Here is a 14,555-nt window from a genome sequence, read left to right as displayed (position 1 = left end):
TTGGAAAGGACGTGTGCTAGTTGGAGCTTAAACAATTCGATGGCCAAAACAAAGACGAGTTATCAATGATCGAGGTTGCTCACGCAATCTTATCGCAACATGGTGACGTCATGGGTTTTGCTGACTTAACTAATGAAATCCAAACATATCTTGGTAAAAATGATTTAGAAGTGAGAGATCGCTTATCACAATTTTACACAGATTTAAATGCTGATGGTAGCTTCATTTCACTTGGAGAGAACTTATGGGGATTACGTTCATGGTATCCCTTCGATTCAATCGATGAAGCTGTTGCTCATGTAGAAGATGAAGACGATGAAGATCGTCCTAAACGTAAAAAACGTAAGAAAGTTAATGCTTTCTTAGCAGATGCCGCTGATGATGATGACGTTATTGATTACAATGATGATGATCCTGAGGACGACGATTTAGATGCAACTTATGAAGATGACGACGAAGATGATGATGAAGATACAGAAATTAAAGGTTATGATAAAGATTTAGATGAAATAGCTGATAGTAATTCTGATGATGAAGAAGAATTACCAGAAGGTATTGAAGATCAATTATCTGAAATATCCGATGAAGATGCAGAAGACGACGAGGAAAATAATTAAAAGGACTTGACGATTTCGTCAAAACCCTGTAATATATTTTTTGGGCGCCTCGCAGGTATTTCTTGCGAGGACAAACGCACGGTTGATACAAGCTCCCTACACTGATTAGATTATTCTACTCGGCTTAGGGGGCTTGTTGTTTTTTATAGACATAATGAACAATAACTATCAGGCCACAAACACAGAATCCCCACAAAAATTAACCCAAAGGAGATTTATAATGACCAAATATATATTTGTTACAGGTGGCGTTGTTTCGTCAATTGGTAAAGGGATTGTTGCAGCATCTCTTGGCCGTTTATTAAAGAATAGAGGCTTGAAAGTTACTATTCAAAAGTTTGATCCTTATATCAATGTGGATCCAGGAACAATGAGTCCCTATCAACATGGGGAAGTTTTCGTAACTGATGATGGTACAGAGACTGATTTAGATCTTGGTCATTATGAACGTTTTATTGATATTAACTTAAATCAATATTCAAACGTAACGACTGGTAAAATTTATTCAGAAGTTTTACAAAAAGAACGTCGTGGTGATTATTTGGGTGCCACAGTTCAAGTTATACCACATATTACAAATACAATTAAAGAAAAAATTATGCGTGCTGGAACAACAACGGATTCTGATGTTGTAATTACTGAAATAGGTGGAACTGTTGGTGATATTGAATCATTGCCTTTCCTTGAAGCATTACGTCAAATGAAAGCTGATGTCGGTTCAGATAATGTTATTTATATTCATACAACATTGATTCCTTACCTAAAAGCTGCAGGTGAAATGAAAACGAAACCTACACAACATAGTGTTAAAGAATTACGCGGATTGGGTATTCAACCAGATATGTTGGTTGTTCGGACTGAAGAACATATCTCGCAAGATATGCGTAATAAATTAGCTAATTTCTGTGATGTTGAACCAGAAGCCGTTATTGAATCAATGGATGTTGATACATTATATACGATTCCTTTAGCGTTACAAAAACAAAAAATGGACCAAATCGTTGTTGATCATTTGAAATTAACAACACCAGAAGCAGATATGACTGAATGGCAAAAACTTGAAACACAAGTTTTAAATTTGAAGAAAACAATCAATATTGCGTTGGTTGGTAAATATGTTAAATTGCCAGATGCTTATATTTCTGTTGCCGAAGCATTGAAACATGCTGGATACACTGTTGATGCTGATGTTAAAATCACAATGGTTGATGCAGAAAAATTAGATGAAAGTAATATTGTTGAAACGTTGCAAGATGCTGATGGAATCATCGTTCCAGGAGGATTCGGTAATCGTGGACTTGAAGGGATGATTCTTTCAATTCAATATGCGCGTGAAAATAATGTTCCATTCTTAGGTGTTTGTCTTGGTATGCAAATGGCATGTATTGAATTTGCACGTAACGTTGTTGGGCTCCAAGGCGCACATTCAACTGAAGCTGTTCCAGAAACACCACATAACATTATCGACTTGATGACAGATCAAGAAGATGTTGAAGATATGGGTGGAACACAACGTCTTGGTTTATATCCATGTAAATTAAAACCAGGAACGGTAGCAGCTGCAGCTTATGATAATCAAGAAGTTATCCAAGAACGTCACCGTCATCGTTATGAATTTAATAACGAATACCGTGAACAACTTGCTGATAAAGGATTGGTTTTTGCTGGAACATCTCCAGATAATCGTTTAGTTGAAGTTGTTGAAATTCCTGAAAATAAATTCTTTGTGGCAGCTCAATACCATCCAGAATTTTTATCAAGACCACAACGTCCAGAAGGTTTATTCCAAGCCTTTGTGAACGCTACAGTTTAATAAATGTAATTGAAAGAGATAATAACAATTTGTTATTATCTCTTTTTTTATGTCTAAAAGGGTTGTATTTAATATGTGTACTATGTATTATAGTACACATGGATGAGGTGAGATAATTGCAAATTAATAAGACGAGTAGTAAACCGTTTTATGAACAATTGATATCAGGTATAAAAGAAGATATTTTTAAAGGAATTTTGCAGACAGAAGACAAGTTGCCGTCAGTTAGAGAAATGGCTAAAATTCATGAAATGAATCCAAATACGGTTAGTAAAGCGTATAAAGTTTTAGAATCACAGGATGTAATCGTGACAGTTAAAGGTCGAGGGACATATGTCAAAGCCAATAATGAGAGCAATCGCGATGAACGACAAATCCAAAAAAATCGTGAGGCATTGTTAGATACGATTAAAGAAGTGACCTATCTCGGTGTCCAAGAAGATGAGATTCAGGGTTGGGTTAAGTCGTATTTTGAAAAGGAGGACTAAGAATGGGATTTGAAATTAAAGGTTTATCAGAGAAAATTAGTGACAAAGAGATACTTAATGATATTAATATGTCTTTAGTCCCAGGGGAAATAGTGGGTCTAATTGGTCGTAATGGAGTTGGTAAAACAACCTTATTCAGATCAATTTCAGGCCAATACATACCAGATCAAGGTGATATTTTAATTGATGATCAATGGATGAAAGAAGATTCATCATTGAAGGAAAAACTCTTTTATTTAGATACACAGAATAATTTTTTAGACAGCTACACAATAGATAAGATTGTCGAATTCTATGAACTCGCTTATCAAACGTTTGATCGTCAAAAATATGATAATTGGGTCACAGAATACAACCTACCTAAACAAACAAAATATCGTCAATTTTCTAAAGGGATGCAAGGATTATTTAATATTATTTTGGCCTTTTCCACTGGTGCACCATATGTTATTTTAGATGAACCACTGGACGGGTTAGATGTAATTGTCCGTAAACAAGTTTTCCAAATTATTATTGATGCCGTTGCTGAAGACCAGCGAAGTGTACTTATTTCTTCACATAATTTAGAAGAATTAGATCGATTAATCGATCGCGCAATGGTTTTAAAAGATGGACATATTGTGAGTGATTATCGTTTGGAAGACACGCGTTCAGAATCACGAAAAGTTCAATTGGTGTTTAAATCAAAAGAAATTCCAGCTTTCATTAAAGAAAATAGCCGAGCAATGAGTATTCAAGGTCGTGTCGTCACTGTTTTATTTGAACACTATTCAGATGAAATTGAAGCTCAAATTGAAGCTGAAGATCCGGCATTATTCGAAGAATTACCGTTAACGTTGGAAGATTTATTCCGAGCAAGTCTTTCGGCTAAAGAAAATACCGGAGGTGGGAAGTAGTGACAGTTAATAGAAGATTGAATCAGATTATTTGGCAGAGATATAAGTGGATTGTTTTATCACTTGTTGCACTTATTGTGGTTGTTATGGGGTTTACACTACATAATTCGGTTGACACTACGGGAATAGACGCGGCCAATCTTACTTATACAGAGTTTGTTCAAAGTGAAAAAGATTCGGCAAAAGCGGATCATCGTAAAATAGGTTCAGTTAGCAGAGCAACATATGAAAAAAATAATATTAAAATAAAAGATGTAAGTATTCATGATGGTACATTTCAAAATGCAAAAACAGCACTAGTTATTTTTAGTCTGGGTGCTATCTTATTAGGGATATTTACTAATATGTATGATATGCAAACTAAATTTAATGAATTTATATTTTCAAGCTCATTTTCTAGAAAACGCATTTTCTTAAAAAAAATTGGTCTAATGTTACTACCTGCCTTACTTACTTTTATTGTAGGTTCAATTATAACAACATTTGTTGCTGATGTAGCTATCTCAGTAAGTAATCCAAATTTTATATCAGATAGAATGATACATTTATTCTTAGATAGTAGTCAATTGATTGCGCTATACAGTGTTGGCCTTGTGGTAGGTGTTTTAGTTCGTCGGGTTGTAGCATCTGTCGTCACTGCGTTGGGATTCACTGGCTCGGCCTTGATATGGTTTGCTTACTTTGAAGGATTCATTTTTGATCAAACGCAAGACATGTCTAATACTTATTATCTTGTACTAGGATTTATATACTTGATTGCTGGGTTATTGATGATAGTGATGGCAGTTCATTATTTCAACAAATTATCATTAGAACAGGATAGTCCTTATTTACAATTCGATTATTTAAAACTACCACTACTCATTTTTACAACGGCTTATATAGCTATTTTAATGGCTGTAGTTAATTATGATACAATTGGGGAAAAAATAGGATATGGCTTGATAAGCGGCTGTATTACAGTCATTGTTGCTTATATTGTTATTTATCGTCCACAAAATATTAGTCAAAAATTGCAACGTATTTTTTCGAAAAATAAAAAATAAAAGTAAAATGGCTACCTATTTCTCTAAGAATAGGTAGCCATTTTGACCTTACAGACTTGTTAGTATGTAATAAAAGGGAATTGTGCTAAACTACTGTTTATAGGAATGTAAAAGCAATTATTGGGAGGGATTCAATTTGAAAGAAATGTTAACAATAAACAATTTAACTAAAAGTTTCGGTAAAAAGGTAGTCCTCAAAGGTATTAATTTTACAATCGCAGAAGGTGAGATTGTTGGGCTTGTTGGTGCTAATGGCGCTGGTAAAACAACCATCATGAAATCAATTCTTGGATTATCAAATTACCAAACTGGAGAAATAACAATTGACGGTAAAATTGTATCAACAACTAGCCATCAAGGGTTAGAAGAAGTTGGTGCCTTAATTGAATATCCTGGTATCTATCCATTTTTAAGTGGCTATGATCATTTAAAATTATTCTCTGAAATCAATACCAAAGAAGAATTAGATGAAATTGTTGCTGATTTGCATATGACAGATTACATTAATCGTAAAGCTAAATCATATTCATTAGGAATGAAGCAAAAATTAGGAATTGCATTAGCTTTATTAAATAGACCAAGATTAATTATTTTAGATGAACCTATGAACGGATTAGATCCTCAAGCAACACGTGATGTCCGCGAACTTGTTTTAAAGTTATCTAAACGCGGGACAGCGTTCTTGATTTCAAGTCATATTTTAGGTGAATTAGAGAAAATTGTTGATCACTTTATTATTTTAAATGAAGGTAAAATAATGAAAGCAATGTCTACTACTGAATTAAGTGATAGTAGTAAGCGATATGTTTTACTAGAGACGACGTCAAACGAGCAAGCTAAAGTTCTTTTAAAGGCCGCTAATTATGAATTGGCAGTTGATCAAACAGTTAAAGTAAAGGTAGACGAACAAGATACTTTAGCAAATATTATCCAAGTGCTCTACGATAATAAAATTCAAATAAATGATGTACGTCATCAAGAACATGATATGGAAGAATCACTATTGAATTTATTAGATAGTAATGACGGAGGTAAGGCTTAATGTTAACTTTAGTTAAACAAGAATTATTTAAGTTAGGTAAAAAGAAATCTACAGCGATTATATCAGCGATATTACTTGTTTTTATTTTTGGGGTAGCACTTTTAACAAAAATATATAGTTCGATTTTCGATCCAGCAAGCATGGTACAAAGTGGATTTGGATCTATTCAATTAATTATTTTCATTTTAATTGCGTCAGCAAGTGTTATTATTGCTATGGAAACACAGTTTGGTACAATTAAGGATTTGCTTTATCGGAAATATTCACGTGGAGCTGTTTTAGCTAGTAAATGGCTTACAATATTAATCTATTCGATTTATTTGAATGTTTTAATATTCGTGGCTTCAATTATAGCTAAATTAGTGCTTTTACCAATGGTATCCTTGTCAGATAAAATAGATAACCAAACGATTGTTATGTCTTTAATAACAACGTTAGTGGGGAATTTTATTAGTACCTGGTTGATTTTAAGTTTGGTATTATTATTGGCTAGTATCTTTAGTAGTTCAGGTGCTTCGATTGCAGCTGGTATTGTTTTTTATTTCTTAACATCTATTTTATCAGGAATCCAAATGTTAGCTATTGCTAAATGGGATTGGATTAAATGGAATCCACTTAATATGATGAATTTAAGTAATCAGTGGGCAGACGGACAGGAGTTTGAAAAACTAACTCAATTAACGAATAACGAATTGATTATAGGTAATCTAGCTTATACGGCACTATTTTTATTTTTAGGTTATTTTGTTTTCAAACGTAAAAATGTTTAAAAAAAGTGTATCGTCAATTAATTTTTGACGATACACTTTTTTTGTCCAATAATTATGAGTAGCTTAAAATGACTATTACTAAAGATACAAGTCAAATACTGCAATCTGTGGAGGTACTAGGAATCGAGCTGAGATTCGAGATGTTCCAATACCACTATTAACATATAATTTTGTATTGTTCTTTAGTGTATAAAGGCCACTAGAGTAGCCACCATCTCCGTCATGATCAGATAATAATCCTTTATTAGTGAAAGGAATACGAATTTGGCCACCATGTGTGTGACCACTTAAAATTAAATCGACGGTATTAAATGAACCATTTGACAAACTAGGTTCATGAGCCATTAAAATATGGTACGTTGAATTGGATTTATCAGGAGCTACTGTCGTTTGGACATCGGGGATACCTAATTGAGAGTCATCTACACCACCCAACCAAATGGATGAATTTCCACCTACATTGATAGTCGTTGAACTATTTTTAAGGACAGTAAAACCACCTTGATTCATTACAGTAGTGTAAACTCTGGCTGCACCGCCACCGTAATCTTTATTTCCATATACTGCGTATTTTCCATAGGTTGATTTAATTTCACTTAGTTTTTGAACAATAGCTGTTACGGGATGGTATTGATTGTAATTGCTGAATAAATCACCTGTAAATAAGACCAAATCTGGTTTTTCTTGATTGATTTTATTAACAATTTTTCCGAAATTTTCAGGTGTATAATCATCTGCTATTTCGACATCACTAATTTGCACAATTTTAAGTTTCTTTTTAGTAGTATCTGCCTTATTTAAAGCAATATTTTTAACGACAACGCGGTAAGGCTCTATTTTAAATGCGTAAAAGGTACATGCGGCACTTACTATTAATAGGATGAAAATGACACTTAATATTTTTTTCTTCGTGATAGTATCATGCCTCCGTTTGATTAGTTAACTAAAAAAACCTACAGTAAGATTTTTAGTCTAAAACTGTAAGTTCTTCTTAAAACCTATATGGTTAGTTTTATTTATGAAATCCAAGAACTAATAGCTGACCAGATAGCGTTAAAAAATGAAACAATTGCGTCCCAAATTTTTTGTAGGAAGTTTCGATTTTCAGCTGTGTCTAATTTGCTGAAAATATCTTTAGCACCATCTTGAATATTTGTTGCAACTTTACTTGCTTGTGATTTGAAATTTGATGAATCTAAAGCACCTGAATCACGAATCTTGATTAACACGGCAATAATATCTTGTTTTTGATTATCAGTAATGACATTTGTTAAGTTATTATTTGTGATTTGGTTATTTACAATAGTAGTAATTTGATTATTTGTAATAGAACTACCTTCTTTAGCCATATCATTTTTAGCACCGGCTACAGCGTTATTCAATTGTGAATCAGTATACCCATCTTTGCTTTTATTGGCTTGTGTAATGTCACTTAAAGTCGACATTTCATTTTGTGCGGCAGTGACTTGTTTTGTATTTAGAGCGTCCCCGTTTGTAGCGAAGGCTGCATAAACACCAGCTAAAGCACCTGATCCATCTATTGGTGTAGCAGAAGTGACATAGATATTGGCATCAGTTACACCAGCTGTTAATGCGGCGTTTTTATATTGGTTTTCTGTAATTGTGGTGATGTTATTTTTACCATTGTAGTCTAAAATTTCAACGTTGATACCAGAACCACTGCTCGTTTTTTGAACCATAGCAGATGACCAGACACCTGAAGTTGATGTAAATGAGCCACCAGAACTATTGAGATATTTAACTAAAGTTGCGCCATTTACGGGTAATGTCGAATATGAAGAACTACCGTTTAAGCTAGCTGTTAAAGTTGAAAGTGTTCCTGATTTTTGTGAATCTGTTAAACTTGTTCCTAATGTGACAACTGGATTTGACCAGTCAGTTGTTGTGCCCGATGTTGATGAAGCTGAGCTTGAATCATTAGTTGCAGCAGAGGCAACAGATCCTAGACTCAAGACAGCTAATGTTGTAAGAGTTACTGTATAAATTAATTGTCTGAATTTCATAATGGTTTGCTCCTTAAATAGCATGTATTTTAATTTTATTATACCTATCTGATGAAGGAATCATAATAATTGAGTTTGAATAATAGAAAAAATTAAGATTTATCATCATTGAGAGATTTCTTTGTAAGTGAGACAATGAGCGCATCATTTAATCTAGCAACATAATTTTGAGTAGTATGGTATGACTAATTTAAATAAAACTAACGACTGAATGGGAGAATAACGATGACAAAAAAGATGACGGATACCTTTAGATTCAGGCGGGGATTGGAATTGAAAAATAGAATCTTAATGGCGCCAATGACCGTTAAGATGAGCTACTATGATGAAGTTGTTACACATGATGAATCAGATTATTATGCACTACATTCAGGCGAAGTTGGGGCTGTTATTACGGCAGCTACCAGTGTCCAAGCAAATGGAAAAGGTTGGGAAGGCTCACTTGCCATCTATGATGATAAGTTTATTCCCGGGCTAACGAGATTGGCATCGGCAATCAAAAAGAATGGGACTAAAGCTATTTTACAAATTTTCCATGCGGGTCGTATGACAAATTCAACGGTACTTAGAGGACAATTACCAGTTTCAGCCAGTGCTGTTGCGGCAGAAAGACCAGACGCAGAAATTCCTAAAGCATTGTCAGAAACTGAAATTTTAGAGTTGATTGAATCCTTTAAATCAGCAACAAAACGAGCAATTAAAGCGGGATTTGATGGCGTTGAACTGCATGGTGCGAATACGTATTTACTACAACAATTTTTTTCACCACACTCAAATAGACGTCATGATGCTTGGGGTGGCACGCTTGATAAGCGATTTAAATTCATTAATGATGTAGTTGATGGTGTTATTGAGAGTGTTGATCAATCAGGTGTAAAAGATTTTATTGTTGGTTACCGCTTTTCGCCTGAAGAATATGAAAAGCCAGGTATTAGTATGGAAGATTCAATGATTTTGATTGATAAACTTGCTGATAAAAAATTAGATTATCTACATATCTCATTAGGTAAGTATAATAGTGTTTCGAGAAATATAAATTTCAATGAAAAATCAAGAATGGATTATGTCCAAGAAAAGATAAATGGTCGTGTTCCATTAATCGGGGTAGGAGATGTTCGGACTCGGGAAGATGTTAATGGTGTTTTGGCTAACGCTGATTTAGTAGCCGTTGGTCGTTCACTCTTAATTGATCCTAAGTGGACATCAAAGTTATTGAATGGACAAGAAGAAACTATAAAAAGAACCTTAGCTAAAAATGATCGGGAAAAATTAATGGTTAGCGATGGTGCTGTTGAATTTTTAAAAGATATGATGCCTGAGCGGTTAGTTGATTAAAAAACAAAACTAAATCTAGACAAATAGTGTGTTGCAAATTTAATTTGCCGCATGCTATTTTTAGTTGCGGCCCTTTCAACTAGCGGTTGCCTGTTGCACCCCTTGCTGTATGCTAATATTTGAGATGTTAAATAGAGGAAAGAAGGTTATAGGGATGAAAATTATATTTGCGGAACAACTCGTTAAAATACGTAAAGAGAAAAAAATGTCACAAGAAGAATTGGCAAATCAATTGTTTGTATCAAGACAAGCTGTATCAAAATGGGAAACAGGAGAAGCTGAACCTGATTTGGGAAAAATTGAATCGGTAGCCAAAATTTTAGACGTCCCTGTAGAAATATTACTTTTTGGTGGCGATGCCAGTGAAAAAAACGTCAGAGTTTAAAACTAGAATTAAACGATTTATAGAAGAAGATGAATCAGATAAAGATTGGCACGAAAATCATAGATGGCGTGAGTGGCAATATAAACCGATTAATAATGGGTGGGAATTCCTAGCTCGCTATTACTGGATTATTTTTGCACTCATTGGCATGATTGCATGGGGGATTATGGGTCTAAAATAGATATGATAATAAAGAAGCTTTCAATACTTGTCTACAAACAAGTATTGAAAGCTTCTTTATTTTACCGGAACAACTTTTATTTCAGTTGAGTCATCATGAATGACAATGTATAACGTTTGAGTTTCTTCTTTATCAAAGAAACCGAGATTAATACAGGGTAAACCATCGATTTCTTCCACGCCAACGAAACGATCCGTAAATATCTGACGAACCATTTTACCCATTTCTTTATGGGCATTTGCTTTAGCGGCAGCTGTTTTAAGTGTAAATCCAGAGTCTAAGTAAGATTTAATTAATCGAATAATTGATAAGGTATGGTAAGAATATTTTCTATTCTGATTTTTATTAGTATTAATAGAATCAATAAAGCCTTTTTGTTCCCAATAACGAATTTGACTCTGAGTGAGCCCAGTTGTTTCGGCAATTTCACCGATTCCGATTGAAAATGTATCATTCTTCATAATAACGGCCATTCTTTTTGCATAATCTTTAATGTTTGCAATATCGTCCATATCTGCCAAACGAATATACCTCCTAAATAAAAATTTATCTAACAATCTCATTGTGATGTTTACTATACTGATTATATATATATTAAAACGTTTGTCAACTTACTTGACATTAAAGCGAGATAGTCTTATATTAGTCTTCGAAGATAAATTAAAGAAAAAGAAGGTTTTAAGTATGGATGGATTAGATGCAAAGGGTAAACCATATAATCGCCCCATGCTAATTGCAATTTTATTAGTAGGGACATTTTGTACGGTTTTGAATCAAACAATTTTAGCAACTGCATTTCCAACATTAATGGATGAATTTGACGTAACAACGTCAACTGTTCAATGGTTAACAACAGGATTTATGTTAGTCAACGGGATTTTAATTCCAGTTAGTGCATGGTTAAGTAGTCGTGTAAATACCAAATGGTTATACATAGGTGCTATTGGTATCTTTGAATTAGGAACAGTTTTAGCATTTATCGCACCTAATTTTGGGGTATTGTTAACAGCTCGCTTAGTTCAAGCAGTCGGTGTTGGGGTAACAATGCCTTTATTACAAACGATTATGCTTTCAATTTTCCCACCCGAAAAACGTGGTGCTTCAATGGGACTTGCCGGTTTAGTTATCGGACTAGCTCCTGCAATTGGACCTACACTTTCAGGTTGGGTTATTGATAATGCTTCATGGCGTGATCTTTTTGGTATGATTATTCCATTAGTAGGAATTGTTTTTGTGGCTTCTTTCTGGTTTATGAAACCGGTCATCAAAACACACAAATCTAAAATTGATGTCTTATCATTGATTTTATCAACAATTGGATTTGGTGGCTTACTTTATGGATTCTCAACAGTTGGAGATAACGGCTGGGGAAGTACCTCAGTACTTAGTTTCCTTGTTGTGGGTGTTATTTTTATTGGTTTATTCATATGGCGTCAATTAACAATGGAAAATCCTTTCTTGGAATTACGTGTTTTTGCTTCCCAAGAATACACAATTGCAGCCGTTTTAAGTTCAATTGTTAACATGGCTATGATCGGTGTTGAAATGATTCTACCAATGTATCTCCAAATTGTACGTGGAGATAGCGCATTTGAGTCAGGATTAACCTTATTGGCTGGTGCTTTAATGATGGGGATTATGAGTCCGATAACGGGACGATTATTCGATATTTATGGTGCTAAGAAATTGGCAACTGGTGGTATGTTCTTATTAACACTTGGTACAATTCCATTCGTTTTCTTAACAAAAGATACGCCAACTTTATACATCACAATTATGTATGCAGTTCGTATGTTTGGGATTTCAATGGTTATGATGCCAACAACAACATCAGGGATGAATGCATTACCAGCTAACTTGATGGGTCATGGAACGGCTGTTAATAATACAGCTCGTCAAATCGCAAGTTCAATCGTAACAGCGGTTATGATTTCCGTTCTAACAAATGTAACAACAGCTGCATTACCAGCTAAATCAATGCTTAAATCGGCACCATTAGATTACAAAACAAAAGCTATTGATGCGACATTAAGTGGTTATCATGCTGCCTTTATCATCGCAGTCGTTTTCTGTGTGGTTGGGCTCGGATTTTCATTCTTCTTAAAATCAAAACAACAAGTTTTAAAAAATGGAGGTAATAAATAATGATTATTTTATTATTAATTCTTTCAATTATTTTATTCTTCCTTACGTGGAACCTCATCCGTAATAATGTACTGAGCTACATTTTAGGTGGCATTTTTGCACTTTGTATTATTCTTACAGGTGGCTTAATTGTTGCTAACTACAGTGCACATTATGGAATGGAAAAAGTAACGACAACTAAGACAGAACAATTAGCTTCTAGTTCTAAAGAGATGGACATGTTACTATATCAGCCTATCGGTACAGATGGATCTGAAAAAGTCGTTATTTATAAAAATACGGCATCACAAAAGAAAACAAAGGCAACTAAGACAGACGATACAACTAGCAAGATTGTTGAAAATGCTAAGAGTAACAAATTAGTTACTAAAGAAACCCGTTGGACTTATAAAGGTAATGGGTATCGATTAATGTTTGGTATCGCTAATAACGATAAAACTTTAGTAAAACGTACGCATACATTCTACGTTAAAAAGAGTTGGACAACATTAACGGTTAAGCAAGCTAAGGCCATGCCTAAAATTGCTAAAGTAGAAGCAGCTAAAATGAATACAAAGGCAGGAAAAGCTAAACTTGCTGCGGATGGTGCTACTTTTGTTAAAGCAGCTGTCACAAATGCTATGATGAAAGATGCATCAATCTCGAAAGCTGATCAAGCTAAGATTGCAGAACAAGCAACAACAATTTTCAAGGCACAAACAAAAGCAAAAGTAATGCAAAACGTATTAAAAGAAGTTAAAGAAATTAAATAAACCGTTATTTATTTAGTAACCACACTAGTTTATCCAACTAATGTGGTTATTTTTTTAAATTAAAACGTGAATTATAAAATAAACAATGCTATAATACGTTAATGGCATAAACGATAAAGGAGTTTCTTTGAATGAAAAAGAAAATTATAATTTGGATTGTCAGTATTTTAGTGTTATTAGCGGTTGCAATTACAGGGGGTAGTTTCTATCTCTATCACTATGCCATTCAAAATACAGAAAAAACATTAACGGGAACATCAAAAGGAACACCAAAGCGAACAATTGAAGCAAAAAAATGGTTGGCCAGTACTAAAAAAGAAAACTGGACAGAAACATCAGCAGGTGAAAATTTAAAATTAGTTGCTGACTATGTACCGGCGGCAACTAAATCTTTAAAAACAGTTGTTGTGGCACATGGTTACATGGAAAATAAAGAAAGTATGGCTTCATATATAAAATTATTTCATGATAATGGCTATAACGTTTTAGCGCCAGATGATCGAGGCCAAGGTAAAAGTCAGGGCGATTATATTGGTTTCGGATGGAAAGATCGCTTAGATTACATTAAATGGACCAAAAAATTAATTGCCGAAAAGGGAACAGATCAAAAGATTGGCTTGTTTGGAGTTAGCATGGGTGGTGCTACTGTCATGATGATGAGTGGTGAAAAGTTACCAACTCAAGTTAAAGCAATTGTTGAAGATTGTGGTTATACAAATGTTGAAGATTTGTTAGCTTATCAATTGAAACTCCAATTCAATTTACCAAAAGAACCATTAATAACAACTTCTAGTTGGGTAACTCAGTTACGTGCGGGCTACTCTTTTGCAGAAGCTGACTCTGTTAAACAATTAAAGAAAAATAAATTACCAACATTATTCATTCATGGCGACAAGGATGATTTCGTTCCTAGCGCAATGGTTTATGACAACTACAAAGCCTCAGCAGGTACGAAGGAATTGTGGATTGTGAAGGGCGCAGGTCACGGAAAAGCGTTCAGTAAGGATCCAGAATTATATACTAAAAAAGTCGTTAAGTTTATGAATGATAATTTAGATTAA

At 34.1% G+C, this 14,555-nt stretch carries 16 protein-coding genes; 13 read left to right on the top strand and 3 right to left on the bottom strand.

Going from position 1 to position 14,555, the window contains the following annotated elements:
• The first annotated feature begins 20 nt into the window (after window positions 1-20).
• The 7 genes from rpoE (at window position 21) to AC1RPH_RS06145 (ending at window position 6,672) form a co-directional block, all read left to right on the top strand.
• Window positions 21-617: a DNA-directed RNA polymerase subunit delta gene (gene rpoE, locus AC1RPH_RS06175; protein WP_481761775.1), complete on the top strand. Its 597-nt coding sequence runs from the start codon at window positions 21-23 to the stop codon at window positions 615-617.
• A 220-nt stretch (window positions 618-837) separates the two neighbouring features.
• On the top strand, window positions 838-2,430 hold the full coding sequence (locus AC1RPH_RS06170; protein WP_481761774.1) for a CTP synthase: 1,593 nt from the start codon (window positions 838-840) through the stop codon (window positions 2,428-2,430).
• 116 nt (window positions 2,431-2,546) lie between these two features.
• Window positions 2,547-2,918 carry a GntR family transcriptional regulator gene (locus AC1RPH_RS06165; protein ID WP_481761773.1) on the top strand — a complete coding sequence of 124 codons (372 nt, stop codon included), beginning with the start codon at window positions 2,547-2,549 and terminating at the stop codon, window positions 2,916-2,918.
• Window positions 2,919-2,920: 2 nt separating this feature from the next.
• On the top strand, window positions 2,921-3,814 hold the full coding sequence (locus AC1RPH_RS06160; RefSeq protein ID WP_481761772.1) for an ATP-binding cassette domain-containing protein: 894 nt from the start codon (window positions 2,921-2,923) through the stop codon (window positions 3,812-3,814).
• Window positions 3,814-4,860 carry a hypothetical protein gene (locus tag AC1RPH_RS06155; RefSeq protein ID WP_481761771.1) on the top strand — a complete coding sequence of 349 codons (1,047 nt, stop codon included), beginning with the start codon at window positions 3,814-3,816 and terminating at the stop codon, window positions 4,858-4,860. Before AC1RPH_RS06160 ends, AC1RPH_RS06155 begins: the two co-directional genes overlap by 1 nt.
• A 145-nt stretch (window positions 4,861-5,005) precedes the next feature.
• On the top strand, window positions 5,006-5,902 hold the full coding sequence (locus AC1RPH_RS06150; RefSeq protein ID WP_481761806.1) for an ABC transporter ATP-binding protein: 897 nt from the start codon (window positions 5,006-5,008) through the stop codon (window positions 5,900-5,902).
• Window positions 5,902-6,672 (top strand): ABC transporter permease, encoded by a 771-nt coding sequence (locus AC1RPH_RS06145; protein ID WP_481761770.1) that lies wholly within the window; start codon window positions 5,902-5,904, stop codon window positions 6,670-6,672. Before AC1RPH_RS06150 ends, AC1RPH_RS06145 begins: the two co-directional genes overlap by 1 nt.
• Window positions 6,673-6,750: 78 nt before the next feature.
• Here the strand turns inward: AC1RPH_RS06145 and AC1RPH_RS06140 are convergent, their stop codons facing one another.
• Window positions 6,751-7,434: a metallophosphoesterase gene (locus AC1RPH_RS06140; protein ID WP_481761769.1), complete on the bottom strand. Its 684-nt coding sequence runs from the start codon at window positions 7,432-7,434 to the stop codon at window positions 6,751-6,753.
• A 254-nt stretch (window positions 7,435-7,688) separates the two neighbouring features.
• Window positions 7,689-8,696, bottom strand: coding sequence for a DUF1002 domain-containing protein (locus AC1RPH_RS06135; protein ID WP_481761768.1), 1,008 nt, complete (start codon window positions 8,694-8,696; stop codon window positions 7,689-7,691).
• Window positions 8,697-8,921: 225 nt separating this feature from the next.
• On the opposite strand from AC1RPH_RS06135, the gene AC1RPH_RS06130 reads away from it, so the two are divergent.
• The 3 genes from AC1RPH_RS06130 (at window position 8,922) to AC1RPH_RS06120 (ending at window position 10,597) form a co-directional block, all read left to right on the top strand.
• Entirely contained in the window at window positions 8,922-10,031 is a 1,110-nt protein-coding gene (locus tag AC1RPH_RS06130; protein ID WP_481761767.1) for an NADH-dependent flavin oxidoreductase, read from the top strand.
• 154 nt (window positions 10,032-10,185) lie between these two features.
• A complete protein-coding gene (locus tag AC1RPH_RS06125) occupies window positions 10,186-10,416 on the top strand; it encodes a helix-turn-helix domain-containing protein (protein WP_481761766.1) in 231 nt (76 codons plus the stop codon).
• Window positions 10,394-10,597, top strand: coding sequence for a hypothetical protein (locus tag AC1RPH_RS06120; protein WP_481761765.1), 204 nt, complete (start codon window positions 10,394-10,396; stop codon window positions 10,595-10,597). The genes AC1RPH_RS06125 and AC1RPH_RS06120 overlap by 23 nt, the downstream gene beginning before the upstream one ends.
• A 56-nt stretch (window positions 10,598-10,653) precedes the next feature.
• On the opposite strand, the gene AC1RPH_RS06115 is transcribed toward AC1RPH_RS06120, so the two are convergent.
• Window positions 10,654-11,109: a MerR family transcriptional regulator gene (locus AC1RPH_RS06115; RefSeq protein WP_481761805.1), complete on the bottom strand. Its 456-nt coding sequence runs from the start codon at window positions 11,107-11,109 to the stop codon at window positions 10,654-10,656.
• 172 nt (window positions 11,110-11,281) lie between these two features.
• Between AC1RPH_RS06115 and AC1RPH_RS06110 the strand changes: the two genes are divergently transcribed.
• The 3 genes from AC1RPH_RS06110 (at window position 11,282) to AC1RPH_RS06100 (ending at window position 14,555) form a co-directional block, all read left to right on the top strand.
• A complete protein-coding gene (locus AC1RPH_RS06110; RefSeq protein ID WP_481761764.1) occupies window positions 11,282-12,742 on the top strand; it encodes an MDR family MFS transporter in 1,461 nt (486 codons plus the stop codon).
• Window positions 12,742-13,494 (top strand): DUF4811 domain-containing protein, encoded by a 753-nt coding sequence (locus tag AC1RPH_RS06105; RefSeq protein ID WP_481761763.1) that lies wholly within the window; start codon window positions 12,742-12,744, stop codon window positions 13,492-13,494. Before AC1RPH_RS06110 ends, AC1RPH_RS06105 begins: the two co-directional genes overlap by 1 nt.
• Window positions 13,495-13,625: 131 nt before the next feature.
• A complete protein-coding gene (locus tag AC1RPH_RS06100; protein ID WP_481761762.1) occupies window positions 13,626-14,555 on the top strand; it encodes an alpha/beta hydrolase in 930 nt (309 codons plus the stop codon).

The sequence above is a fragment of the Dellaglioa sp. CoH-57-MRSF-16 genome, assembly GCF_056782055.1.
Note: the sequence above shows the minus strand (reverse complement) of the source record. Positions and strands in the feature narration are given on the sequence as shown.

What these genes read in the sequence shown, in the direction of transcription:
- AC1RPH_RS06170 (WP_481761774.1), top strand. Translation starts at nt 838, where the DNA reads ATGACCAAATATATATTTGTTACAGGTGGCGTTGTTTCGTCAATTGGT.
- AC1RPH_RS06160 (WP_481761772.1), top strand. Translation starts at nt 2,921, where the DNA reads ATGGGATTTGAAATTAAAGGTTTATCAGAGAAAATTAGTGACAAAGAG.
- AC1RPH_RS06150 (WP_481761806.1), top strand. Translation starts at nt 5,006, where the DNA reads ATGTTAACAATAAACAATTTAACTAAAAGTTTCGGTAAAAAGGTAGTC.
- AC1RPH_RS06145 (WP_481761770.1), top strand. Translation starts at nt 5,902, where the DNA reads ATGTTAACTTTAGTTAAACAAGAATTATTTAAGTTAGGTAAAAAGAAA.
- AC1RPH_RS06135 (WP_481761768.1), bottom strand. Translation starts at nt 8,696, where the DNA reads ATGAAATTCAGACAATTAATTTATACAGTAACTCTTACAACATTAGCT.
- AC1RPH_RS06130 (WP_481761767.1), top strand. Translation starts at nt 8,922, where the DNA reads ATGACAAAAAAGATGACGGATACCTTTAGATTCAGGCGGGGATTGGAA.
- AC1RPH_RS06125 (WP_481761766.1), top strand. Translation starts at nt 10,186, where the DNA reads ATGAAAATTATATTTGCGGAACAACTCGTTAAAATACGTAAAGAGAAA.
- AC1RPH_RS06115 (WP_481761805.1), bottom strand. Translation starts at nt 11,109, where the DNA reads ATGGACGATATTGCAAACATTAAAGATTATGCAAAAAGAATGGCCGTT.
- AC1RPH_RS06110 (WP_481761764.1), top strand. Translation starts at nt 11,282, where the DNA reads ATGGATGGATTAGATGCAAAGGGTAAACCATATAATCGCCCCATGCTA.
- AC1RPH_RS06105 (WP_481761763.1), top strand. Translation starts at nt 12,742, where the DNA reads ATGATTATTTTATTATTAATTCTTTCAATTATTTTATTCTTCCTTACG.
- AC1RPH_RS06100 (WP_481761762.1), top strand. Translation starts at nt 13,626, where the DNA reads ATGAAAAAGAAAATTATAATTTGGATTGTCAGTATTTTAGTGTTATTA.